This window comes from Kineococcus sp. R86509, assembly GCF_042466365.1.
GTDB lineage: Bacteria > Actinomycetota > Actinomycetes > Actinomycetales > Kineococcaceae > Kineococcus.
In genome coordinates this window covers 87,182-98,600 of the sequence record NZ_JAXHCE010000002.1, presented here as the reverse complement: position 1 = coordinate 98,600, position 11,419 = coordinate 87,182, and the positions used below count along the sequence as shown (strand labels likewise).

Sequence of the window (11,419 nt, the reverse complement as noted above, 5' to 3'; positions counted from 1 at the left end):
GCCCGCGATGCGGGACCTGTGGACAGCGGATCGGCGAGGTTGGTCGCCGAGAACCGATCCGCGAGACTTATGGAGAGCCCCCCGCCGCCAAGCGGGGGGCTCTCCGTCGTTATGCGCTCTTCAGAGGCATCTCCTGCTGGACGTTGGTGTCTGCAGGGAGCAGACCGACGAGTTGACCCGCTTCGTCCCAGATGGCCCGGCGTAGGAGCTCATCGGTCAGCAGGGCGAGAGAGGCGTTGCGCTTCTGGCTTGCAGCGCGCAGCTTTGCCTCGGCATCCGGGTGGACCCGGGTCTTGGGCAGCAGAGTGCTTTCACCTGTCCGCGGCCGCCGCTTGGGCCCAGGAGTGCTCGCCATGGGCCCCATCCAACCGGTAGCGGGGTCACTACTGGGGAGGTGGGCTCGGCGTGTCGCAGCGTGATCTGTCTGGGGGACAGGGCGGCGGAGCGGTTCGGCAAGCACAGGGCCACCATACGCGGTTCGCTCTGAGAGAGCGCTATAGGCGCTACAGGAGCTATTGCCCTGGTTGGAAGCTGCCGTACACCCGCCCGCTAGTTCGTAGGAGCAACCGGCGCAGTTCCAGCCGCAATCCGTGACGGTGAGGTGCGTGAGGTAAGCCGCCACGCGGTGCGGACGACGCCCCGCGGAAGAACTTCCAGCAGCGCGGCCAGACCCCGGTACTGCAGGGAAGGGACGCTGACGAGACGGCCGGAGAAGGTGTCGCGCAGGCTGTCAGCGACCACGTCGTCGGCGTTCAGCCAGGCGCGGGATCTACCAGAGCCTCCCTTCATGCCTGCTCGTGCGTGGAACTCGGTATGCACGTAGCCGGGAAGGACGACGGTGGCACTGACACCGGTGCCGCGCAGGTCCTTGGCCAGGGACTCCGTGAAGGCCAGCACGTACCCCTTCAGCGCGGCGTAGTGACCACCACCGGCCAGCAGCCCGGCGATGGAGCTGACGTTGAGAAGGTGACCGTGGCCGCGGGCGACCATTGACTTCGCGGCGGCGTTGGAGAGCACCAGGACGGCGCGGGCCAGGACGTCGAAGTGCTGTTCGAGCAGGTCGATGTCGCCAACGGCCACTGACTGCTTGAGTCCGTATCCAGCGTTGTTGATCAACAGGTCCACGGGACGGTCGGCCTCGCTGAGGCGGGCTGCCACCGCTGCGAGGTCGGAGCGTTGAGCAAGATCAGCGGCCAGTACCTCGACCTGCACGCCGTGGCGCTCATGCAGCCGTTCGGCTGTCTCCTGCAGCCGGGCTTGGTCTCGAGCCACGATCACAAGGTCATGGCCTGCCGCTGCCAAGTGAGCGGCGTAGCTAGCCCCCAGCCCGGCGGTGGCGCCGGTGACCAGGGCGGTGGGGCGGCCAGCAGGTGTGCTCACGCCGGGAACCCTAACTGCCGTAGTGCTGGCAGGTGCTGCGCTCCAGCCCCGGATCCACCTGGCAGGGTGAGCGCCCAACAGACAGCGATGCAACACAGACAGCGATGCAATGGGGGAGTGAGCAGTGACCAAGGTCTTGGTGCTTGGTGCGACGGGGCGCGCGGGGCAGCGCGTGAGCGAGGAACTGCTCGCGGCCGGTGTCGAAGTGGTCTTGGCAGGTCGTGACGGCATGCGGGTGCGTGAGCTCGCGCAACGCTTGGACGTTCCGGGCGAGGCCACGCGTGTAGTCGATGTGCAGGACGAGCAGGCGGTGGCCGCCGCGGTCGCAGGCGTGGACGCGGTTGTGAACGCGGTCGGCCCGTTCATGGTGCTGGCCGCGCCCGTCATCGAGGTATGCCTGCGCGCCCGGGTCCCCTTGGTGGACCTCGCCAATGAGCAGCCGGCGGTACAGGCGCTTCTGGGACGTGACGCTGCAGCGCGTGAGGCTGGCGTAGTGCTGGTGACCGGCGCCGGCCTTGGACTGGTCGCTACTGAGTACCTGGCGATGCAGATGGCCGCCCAGTCCCCTGCGCCTCCCCGCGCCGTCCGCTCGGTGCTGATGACGTGGAACTCTGCGTCCAGCGCCGGCGTGAAGGCGTCTGCGGCGGCGGCAATGCAGGTCGGGTCCACTCGTTACGTCAACGGTGAGCTCGTACACGCACCGATCGGCGCGGACCTGTGGCAGACCCAGCTGACGGGGCGGTTGAGGACTCTGGTGGCAGCACCTCTGGGGGATGTGGAAGCTGTCAGGCGTGCCAGTGGCGCCAACGATGTGGCGGCCTATGTGGAGGCACCGCCTGGAGCTGGGGTCGATGGGCAAGAAGCTCGTTCGACCGCCTACGTCGAGTTCACCGATGAGCAGGGCGGTACCCGCGCGGAGAGTCTCGAGCTGGGCGACTCGCTGGTGATCACTGCGCGCATCGCGGTCCGTACGGTGCTGGGGGTTTTGGAAGCTGGACGTCCTGGCGCCTGGACACCAGGCGCCCTGCTCGGCGCCGACTCGTTCCGTGATGTCCTGACGGCGTGAGCTCCCCCTGCCCATCTAGGGCAGGGGAGCGGAGGTGCTCGAGGGCGTAGGTCAGCTGAGAAGCGGCAGCAGCGTCTTGGTGTGTAGCCGCTCGTAACGCCTCCTGCGCCAAACCACCAACTGCAGAAACCACAGGGAGTCCGGTCCCTTCGGCAATGGCTCGCTCGGAGACATCGCCTGGGACGGGCGACCTTTGAGCCGGCCGCGGCGACCAGCGTGCAGCAGTAGGCCCCAGTGTTCGTGGGGGCGTACCGTTCCGGCGCGAACGGCTTCTGCCACCGCGGCCCGTTCATCGGGGGTGGTGGTCGCCAGAAGCCGATCGGCGGCAAGGGCCAGTTCGGTTCTACGCCGTGAAAGACGTTCCCCGGGGCCGTTCATGAGGGGGTAGAGGACGACGTCCTGCTCGGTCTTCGTGCACCAGTTCCAGGTCGGGTGCAGAAGTAGGTGCTGAAGTCGGATCTCCACGTCGGCCCACGTGGCAGCGCAGATCCCTCCGGCGATGCAGCCGACCAAACCTGCTAGCGCTTGCAGCAGCTGGGTGTTGACCACGACGAAGTGGTCAGCTCGCCCAGTCGCGATGAGAGCAAGGGCAATGGGGAAGTTGAGGATGTAGACCCAGATCGCCGCACAACTCACGACCCACCACGTCAAGCTCGCGCGATCACGCTGGTTGACTGGGACCACGCGCCCCCATCGGGCTTGAACCGCACGGCCCAGCGCAATGGCCATGTTCGTCCCGTGCGCGCCGCAGAAAGCGATCCAGAACGTCAGGGGCCCTGGCTGCAGACTGGATGCGTCCAGGCGCATGAGATCCAGGCCGGACTGATACGCGCTAACGTAGGAGATGAGGAGGGTGGCGACTCCCCCGACGCTGAGAGTCGTCAGACCGGCATCGAGGATTGCTTTGCTTCTGGTTGAGCCGGATGAGGTAGAGGTTTGCTCCCAGATGCCGAGAGCGGCCTGCCTGGACATGTAGATCGCGATGCTGTCGCAGACGAGAACGTGAACGCCCACCAGCCTCAACCAGTCATCGAGGATCCCGCCGATGACCGGGACCGTCAGCGTCATCATCAACGCCGCTGAGACCAGGACCTTGACGAAGCGTGGGTTGCGGCTGCCCCAGCGGGCTCGTAGAGCGGCGAACGGCAGAATGAACAGGACCCCTGGCACCAGGATCCAGGGGAGAACGTTCCGCACGAGCTCAGACATCGCCGGCCCGGAACAACGAGCTCAGGCTTCCCTCCTGCTCGATCGGTTGGCCGCCGAGGCCTTCGATCTGCGCCTTCAGCATGCTGCCGAACCGTTCAGCGCGTGACTCCTTCAGGCCCTTGAAGCCGCCGTTGCGCGCGTAGGAGCGAGCCAACAGCCGTTCGGCCTCGGGGCTGTTCACGGGAGGCAGGACCAGACGGTCGCCAGAAGGCGGTTCTCCGTCCCCCCTGGGGGCATCGAAGAGGACGTGGCCAGCTTCATGACCGAAGTTAAGGACGTCCGGCACGTTGGAGTAGGGGTTGATGTAGACGACCCAACCGTCGTACTGGGACAGGGTGAGGGCGCTGATGTGAGCGCCCTGCTGGGAAGCAAGCATCCGCGCCCAACTGTCGGGGAGGACGCCGTCGTAGATGGGGCCACCGGCCAGGAAACCGACATGCTGCAGGAAGGTCTTCTTGTCGAAGGGCGCCTGAGGGCGGAGCTGGCGCAGAACCTCACGACACTGCTGCTCCGCAGCACGAGCCTGTTCCGGGGTGAGTTCGGCACCTGCCGTGGACCTGTCGTGTCGGCGCCGAGAGAACCGGCTAGGTAGCAGCTTCACGTGGAGATGTCCTCAGCGCCCGGGATCATTGCCGGTGCACAGTAACAACGGTTGCAGGACCCACGGACATGCCAATGGCGGGAAGGTTCACCCACCTGCCCCGTTCGGGCTAGTTCTCTGACAGTTAGTAGTCGCGTGACTACCCTTCACCCAGACCTGGGGGAGGGGTGGGCTCGTTACGAGTGATCTTGACGTCGCTGAGCTCGCGCAGCATTGCTGCCAGGAGACGTCGCCCGGCTGGATCGAGTTCTGAGGATCTGCGGGCGATGTCCCTCACCGCTTCATCCTTCATGGCTTCGCTATAGACCCGGTCGGACTGGTCGGCATCCTGATCGGCGTCGAAGCTCGTTGGCGCCATGAAGAAGAAGGAGACGTGCACATCGAAGGCTTGGGCAATACCTTCGAGTGTCCTAATCGACGGGTTGTCCTTGACTCCATTCAGAAGGTCAGTCAGATAGCACTCTGTTACCTCATATCCCGAGGCCTGGCACCGCTTGGCAACTTCTTCCACACTCAGGGGACGACCCTCAGCGACAGACGAACGCTCGAATAGTTCCGCAAGCTTTGCCGGAAGTAAGGAAGTCGCGAGAGAACTCGACCGCCCGCTGGAGTCCGCTGGTCTCCCGCCAGCACCAGGCCGCGTCTCAGCACCGGGCGTCGGCCAGGGCTGATCATCCGGGGCGGTGTCGTGAGGGAAGAAGTAGCTGACGGGCACCCCGAAAACCGCGGCCAGCACTCGAAGGCTGTCGATCGTGGGATTGGTGCGGCTCCCTCGGCGAAGCTGGGAGATGTAGGAGCTGGTGAGCGGATGTCCCAGCTCGTGCGTCAGGGCGGCGATGTGTTGACTGTCCAGAGCACCCCGCCCCGTACGCTCCACCGAAGCGATCAGGCTCTCCAGCCGGCCGGCGATGGACAACGGGGGCGGCTCCTCGCGACGTCTGCGCGGCATCTACCCCTGGCCCCCTGTTGCAGCTGCATTCGTCAAGCCGCGGGACATACGCCGGGCGCGACCAATGCTGACATACGCACCCCCTCGATCACTTGCGAACCCCTCGACGGCCATCGCAACCAGAGCCCCTTGCTCTATCAGAGTTAAAGCGCGCATGATGAGCACCCAGTAAGCACTGTCAGAGCTTTCGAGTGCTCCCTTCAGCCGAGGACTTCATGACCCCCACGCTTCCAAAGCCCCATCCTCGCCTCACATCTGCCGGGCCCTGGCGTCTCGCTATCGCTGCAGCCATGACCGGACTGCTTGTGCTGACCCACCCCGGGACGGCCCTGGCCGCCGACAAGACCAGCACCGACAGCAGGAAGGTGGCGGTCCTGCACCCCACGATTGCTGGCACCGACGGGGAGGTGCGGTACTCCCTGGCCAGCCTCGCCGGTGGCGGTGTGCAGGTCTCGTTCGTCTACGTCCCCGACGAGGCGGCCGGTGAGACCTCGGGCCGCGAGACTGTGCAGGCGAAGGAGTTCACGCTCAGCGTGGACGCCAAGGCAGTTGCTACGCAGACGGTGACCGATGACGGCGGCACCGTCGTTCCGGCCGCCGACGACAGCAGCAAGAAGGACGATGCTGAAGACAGCTTGACGACGGAGCCCACCGCGACGTCCAGCACGAAGACCAAGACCAGCGGGGGGATCGTCGAGCAGGACGCCGCCAATGACTCCACCGAAGTCACGTTGAAGGCGAGCACCGAAGGGGTGGCGACGGTCTGGGTCCTACCGCAGCAGGCGCCGGCCGCGGCTAACCCTGACGATCAGCCCTGGGTGAGCCGGACCTGGCACTCCCTCATCGACAAGATCACGGGCGACGAGGACTCCATCGCAAACGGGTCCGGTGACGACGAGGACGCCGGCGACGACGACACGGCTACGGCAGCACCTACGGACATGCCGACCACATCCCCGTCCTCAACCCCGACCAGCAGCTCGTCGCCCTCGAGCTCGTCGCCCTCGAGCTCGTCGACGGGGTCCCCGTCGGCGACGGCCACGGGTAGCCCGTCGAGCACCGGCAGCCGCGACGACGAAGGCGACGCCGAGGGAGGCAACGCGGGAGACAAGGACGGTGACGACACCTGCGTGGTGACGCAGGGCCAGCTCACCACCACCCTCGCTGACGACGGCACTGTGAACGCCCCGTTGGAGGACGGGCCCTCGGCTGCGCCGACGTTCAGCGAGGAGGTCCAGAAGAAGGCCGCCGAGCAGGCATTGGACTGCGGTGAGGGTCGGGGCTCGGGGACGGGCAGCAACGTCAGGGAGGACCAGGGCGACGACGAGCAGGGCGAGGACGACGCCACGGACACCCCCACCGACAGCTCTACCGATGCCCCGGCCGCAGCCAGCAGCGGCAAGACCAAGGTCGACGTCGCCTCCGGTGACTGGCTCTCAGGCATCTCCGGTGATGCCGACGAGCGGAGCGCGGTGGAGAAGCTGCGCGGGGTCCCCGCCGAGGTCGCTACGACGTGGGCCGATGCCAGCGGGTCCGTCTCCCAGCTGGGGGAGGGCTCGCAGTTCGGGGCCGACAAGTGGAATAAGTCCCTAATCCTGGCTCTGCCGCCCTTCCCCGAGGGGTCCTCGTGGGAGGACACCGCCGCGGGCAAGAACGACGAATACCTGCGCACCACCTTCCAGACCGCGAAGGAGAAGTGGGGCGACCGCGACGGTCAGCTGTTCATCGAGTACGGCTACGAGATGAACGGCTACTGGATGTGGTGGAACGCCCGGGCCGGGCAGGAGGACGCCGTGTCCAAGGCGTTCGCCCGCGCTCGCTCTATCCAGTCCGAGGAGTTCCCCAAGGCCCTGCTGGGCGTGCGGTTCAACCACGAGTCCAACGGCTACGACGGCAACTCCGAGGACCTGATCGCGGCGGTGAAGTCGTCCATCGACTTCATCGGCGCCAGCTACTACAACGCCTACCCGGCGGTGTCATCGAAGGCTGAGTTCGACGAGCGCGCGGGCATGCGCGACGGCGGTGGCGGCCCGAAGGGCATCGGCACCTGGCTGGCCGCGGCGAAGACGGCCGGGCTGCCCATCGAGTTCGGGGAGTGGGCGGAGAGCGCGAAGGACGGTGACTCCCCGGCCTTCATCGACGGGATGCACGAGACCTTCCAGGACCACGCCGGCCCCGGTGCCGGTCAGGTGTTCGCCGAGTCCTACTTCCAAATCAACAAGGACGACGACAACTGGCGGATCACCTCCGGCCGGGTCCTGCAGTCCGCGCAGGAGTACGGCAAGCAGTTCAGCGACGTCGGCTGACCTGTACGGCGACGACAGACCGTCGATGCCCTGAGGGAAGACCGCCCACCTGCCACCGGCGCAGTGGGCGGTCTTTCTACGTCATTCCCCCACCGCAGCAGGGGATGACGCCTTCGTGTCCGGGCCAAGACGTGGCCGCCGACGGCATTCGTCTTCCGGGCGGGTCAGTCGATGCAGCGGCAGTACTCACGCAGGAACGGGATCGGGTCGATAGCACTTCTGGCGTCGTGGACCTCGAAGTGGAGGTGACAGCCAGTGCTGGTGCCGCCGTTGCCGATCCGGCTGATGAGCTGACCGGCAGTCACGTTTTCTCCCACCTTCACGAGCAGGTCCTCCGGCTCCATGTGGCCGTACACGGTGCGGTAGCCACCTTCATGTTCCAGGACGATCCAGTGCCCGAACCCTCTGGCCGGGCCGCTGTTGATCACGCGGCCAGCCGCGGCGGCGTAGATGGGTTTGCCGCACCCTCCGCCGAAGTCGATGCCCTTGTGGAAGGTGCTCGCACCGGCGGTGGGGGCCGCCCGGGCCCCGAACTTGCTGGTGATCGGTCCCTCGGCGGGGCGGGCCCATCCGTCGGTGACTGCTCCCGTACCGACGCTGCCAGAACCGCCGCCCTTCTGGGCTCCGCAGGGTTGGTCGCCGGTGTTCTGACCGAGTTGCTCGACTAGGCCGGGGTTGCCGCTCAGAGTGGCGACGACCTGAACCGCAGGGGACCAATATTTTGCGTAGTAGTTGAGATCGGCGTTGCGTTGGGTGCGGTGGGCGGCCTGTGTGGGTGAGAGCTCACGCCAGCCGGCGACCTGCTGCAGCGCCTTGAAGAAGTTGCTGGCCGAGGTGTAAGGGTTCATGCGGTCGGCGTAGGTACCCCATGCTCCGTTGGCGCGCTGTTGAAAGAGCCCCCGTGAGTCCGGGCCGACGGCATCTCCGTTGTCCAGGACTCGTAGTCCCGCCTCGCCCATCGACGTCATGACGCCGACGGTCTGACCGTAGGAGTCCAGCCCCTGGTCCGCACCGGCCTTCATGATGGCGGCGGCGTTCTGCAGCTGCACGCCCTTGTATCCAGCCACGGCTTCCGGGAGTCCGTCGACCTGCACGCTTACGCTGGTTCCGTTCGTGCAAGCGGCTTGGGCGTTCTGCCCTCCGGCCGCTCCGACGAGCAGCACCGTGGCGCATCCACCCACGAGGAGGACGGGGGCTAGGACGAGGGCACCGATGACGGTCTTGGCGCTCATTGCGCGTCGGCGGGAGGGTCGCAGCGAGAGACCAGCCACGGGTCAGTGACGCTCGTCCGCGTCAGGGACACGACGTAGTTCCCAAGGCTCGTGGCGACTTGTACCTGCACAAGGGCGGACGAGCCACCGGGGAAATCTTGAACCTGATCCACTTGGACCTGGAAGGTCGGAACTTCAGCGGGGTCCACGTAGCTGTAGTCCTCAGCTGCCGAGGGGCTCAGGAGCGGCTGAATCCCGGCCCACCATGTCGAGGGTTCTCGATCAGTCGAGGCGAAGGCGCGCAGAAAATCGATAGCTCGCTCGTGGGCCGAGGCAAGGTCTGCGTTGGTCAGCTCACCCAGCGGCCCCAGCGTCTGGAGTTCATCGTCATTTTCCTGCTGTGCGGTCGAGGAAGACGACGGTGAGCTGGGCGTGTTCTCAGGCTGGGACGTCATCGTGCCTGAGTTACCACCGATGCTGCATGCGGTGGCAAGAAGAGCAACACACACGCTGGCCACCGACACGCCCAGTGCTGTCAGCCTGTGCGATGTCACGCCACGACCTCGCGTTCCGCAAGCCGTGGTTGTGGTTGGGGTGAGTGGGTCGGAACTAGTGGCCCCCCGACACTGATCCTGTGGCGGATGGTGGGCCAGTGGGCACGCCACCGTCCGGCGACCTTCTGTCCAGGAATCTTCCCCTGGCGCATGAGTGCGCAGACAGTCTGCTCAGGTATGCCCAGGAGAGCACCAAGAGCGGCCGCATCTACGACTTCCGCGACATCGCCACACTCACTGTCCGGCAGAGAAACGCCAGTGACGGCCAGCAGTACAGACGGCCGCCAAAAGCGCCAGGGTCGACCGATGCGGACACCGGGAATTCGGCCGGAGGCCGCATGGCGCCTCGCCACCGCGGCGGGCATTGAGGCTAGGGCTGCGGCTTGCTTGAGGGTCAACACGTTGGGATGCACTACAGCTCCTGTCACTACGCGCACCCCGGCACTGAAGGAACGGGTTCCACACGCTTGCGGTCGGGGTCGTCGATAGTTCTATCAGAGCGTTCAATCTAGTTGTTAGGCTCTGTCAGTGCTACCGTGGGGTTCACAAAGTGACACTGACCTCGGGAGCCACCATGGCGACGACCGACCGAACTCGTTCCACTGCAGCGCTGAGCGGCGCATCTCGAGCGCGTCGATACCAGCCCACCCCTCCCATCTCGACGGACCCAGCGCCGTTCCCTGAACCGGAAGACCAGGAAGTGACGGCCGTTGCCGTTGCAGCGTCCGCACCGGTATCCGCACCTACCCCTCGTCGGGTCCCCGACGAATCTCCGCGACGCTCGGCGACTACGAAGTCCGTCGACGCCTCACCGGCTCGCTGGGGCTGGCGCGGATCGGTAGGGCGTTGGACCGGAGGGCTGATGAAACTCCAACCCACACCGGAGGAACTCACCTACCGGCGCGACCTCAGAACGATCCGCGAGGCCCGCTTTCCCCGAGCCGTCAACGTGCTCGTCAGCAACCGCAAGGGCGGCGTCGGCAAGACGCCCACCTCGCTGGTGATGGGCGGGATACTGGGCCACATCCGGGGTGGCTACGTCACGGTGTGGGAGGCTTCCGAGGCCGCCGGCACCCTGTCGCGTCGCTCCGATGGGCCTGTGGGTAGCGAGTTCTCGCAGCTGCTGCGCGATGTACCGACGATCGACACCGCCGGCAAGCTGAGCGACTTCTTCGCACCGCAGAGCTCGCACGCGGACGTGTTGGCTGCCGATGGTCCGCGGGCGGAACTCACGGCCAAGAACGTCCTGCAGTTGCGCAAGCTGCTCGACCAGTTCGCCCGCATTACCCTCACCGACACCGGGAACAACCCGTACCACGAGGCGTACCAGGCGGCGATGCACACCGCCGACATCGTCGTCATCCCCTGCACCGTGAACGAAGACAGCCTCGACGGGGCAGAGGACATCCTCCACGTCATCGACCATGCCGAGGGGCGGGTCTCAGCTAATGATGGGCTCGCCTCGCGCGTCATGGTCGTCCTCAGCCACGACGGGGGACCGGAGACCAAGGGACTGCAGACCCAGATTGAAGCCCGCCTGCAGGAGCTCTACGTCCCCTTCGTCGAGGTCCCCTTCGATCCCGCGATCCGCAAGGGCGGCGGCATCGTGCTCGGCGATCTCAGCGAGGAATCGACTCGCGCCTGGACTCGAACGACTGCGATGGCGGTGGAGCTCCTCGGAGCGGCGTACCTGGACGTGGACCTCGTGTCGGAGCAGTCCGGCTTCATCCACCTGCCCAACTGATTGCCCCCCTTACCCAGAGGAAGAGTTCATACCCTTGCACACCTCGTTGGTCCAAGCATTCCCCGCGGCCGTGACCAACCCCCTGGGTGACGTCGTGCCGAGCTTCACCATCTTCGGCGCCGAGTTCACCCAGCTGTGGCAGAAGATCGCCGCGGGCTTGTGGGGCGTTGGCATTCTCATCGCAATCTTCTACCTTGCCCGAGGACTGGTGAGCATCGCCCAGGCCCGTCAGAGCTCCCACCCCGGGGCCCTGGAGGGGGCCAAGAAGGACACCGCCCACGCGGGCATCGCCCTAGGCGCACTGATCGCCCTCGGTGCACTGGTCGGCATCATCCTCGCCGTCTTCAACGTCTGACCTAGGGACGAGGCTTGCTGATGAGCAGCAGATCAAGGACGGTA

The 11,419-nt window shown here is 66.1% G+C and carries 10 protein-coding genes; 4 read left to right on the top strand and 6 right to left on the bottom strand.

Going from position 1 to position 11,419, the window contains the following annotated elements:
• Nucleotides 1-549: 549 nt before the first annotated feature.
• Nucleotides 550-1,380: an SDR family NAD(P)-dependent oxidoreductase gene (locus SJY07_RS25710; RefSeq protein ID WP_380162783.1), complete on the bottom strand. Its 831-nt coding sequence runs from the start codon at nucleotides 1,378-1,380 to the stop codon at nucleotides 550-552.
• A 124-nt stretch (nucleotides 1,381-1,504) separates the two neighbouring features.
• On the opposite strand from SJY07_RS25710, the gene SJY07_RS25705 reads away from it, so the two are divergent.
• A complete protein-coding gene (locus tag SJY07_RS25705) occupies nucleotides 1,505-2,446 on the top strand; it encodes a saccharopine dehydrogenase NADP-binding domain-containing protein (RefSeq protein ID WP_380162781.1) in 942 nt (313 codons plus the stop codon).
• Nucleotides 2,447-2,497: 51 nt separating this feature from the next.
• Here SJY07_RS25705 and SJY07_RS25700 read toward each other — a convergent pair whose 3' ends face one another.
• From SJY07_RS25700 to SJY07_RS25690, 3 genes are all read right to left on the bottom strand, one after another.
• On the bottom strand, nucleotides 2,498-3,655 hold the full coding sequence (locus SJY07_RS25700; protein WP_380162779.1) for a hypothetical protein: 1,158 nt from the start codon (nucleotides 3,653-3,655) through the stop codon (nucleotides 2,498-2,500).
• A complete protein-coding gene (locus SJY07_RS25695) occupies nucleotides 3,648-4,256 on the bottom strand; it encodes a hypothetical protein (protein ID WP_380162777.1) in 609 nt (202 codons plus the stop codon). The genes SJY07_RS25700 and SJY07_RS25695 overlap by 8 nt, the downstream gene beginning before the upstream one ends.
• A gap of 139 nt (nucleotides 4,257-4,395) precedes the next feature.
• Nucleotides 4,396-5,172: a helix-turn-helix domain-containing protein gene (locus tag SJY07_RS25690; protein WP_380162775.1), complete on the bottom strand. Its 777-nt coding sequence runs from the start codon at nucleotides 5,170-5,172 to the stop codon at nucleotides 4,396-4,398.
• 323 nt (nucleotides 5,173-5,495) lie between these two features.
• Between SJY07_RS25690 and SJY07_RS25685 the strand changes: the two genes are divergently transcribed.
• On the top strand, nucleotides 5,496-7,511 hold the full coding sequence (locus SJY07_RS25685; RefSeq protein ID WP_380162773.1) for a hypothetical protein: 2,016 nt from the start codon (nucleotides 5,496-5,498) through the stop codon (nucleotides 7,509-7,511).
• 164 nt (nucleotides 7,512-7,675) lie between these two features.
• Here SJY07_RS25685 and SJY07_RS25680 read toward each other — a convergent pair whose 3' ends face one another.
• Both SJY07_RS25680 and SJY07_RS25675 read right to left on the bottom strand, forming a co-directional pair.
• Nucleotides 7,676-8,743, bottom strand: coding sequence for a M23 family metallopeptidase (locus SJY07_RS25680; protein ID WP_380162771.1), 1,068 nt, complete (start codon nucleotides 8,741-8,743; stop codon nucleotides 7,676-7,678).
• Nucleotides 8,740-9,276, bottom strand: coding sequence for a hypothetical protein (locus tag SJY07_RS25675; RefSeq protein ID WP_380162769.1), 537 nt, complete (start codon nucleotides 9,274-9,276; stop codon nucleotides 8,740-8,742). The genes SJY07_RS25680 and SJY07_RS25675 overlap by 4 nt, the downstream gene beginning before the upstream one ends.
• Before the next feature lie 862 nt (nucleotides 9,277-10,138).
• Between SJY07_RS25675 and SJY07_RS25670 the strand changes: the two genes are divergently transcribed.
• Together SJY07_RS25670 and SJY07_RS25665 are read left to right on the top strand one after the other, a co-directional pair.
• Entirely contained in the window at nucleotides 10,139-11,020 is an 882-nt protein-coding gene (locus tag SJY07_RS25670) for a MinD/ParA family protein (protein WP_380162767.1), read from the top strand.
• A 70-nt stretch (nucleotides 11,021-11,090) separates the two neighbouring features.
• Nucleotides 11,091-11,375 carry a hypothetical protein gene (locus SJY07_RS25665; protein ID WP_380162765.1) on the top strand — a complete coding sequence of 95 codons (285 nt, stop codon included), beginning with the start codon at nucleotides 11,091-11,093 and terminating at the stop codon, nucleotides 11,373-11,375.
• The last annotated feature ends 44 nt before the right edge of the window (nucleotides 11,376-11,419 follow it).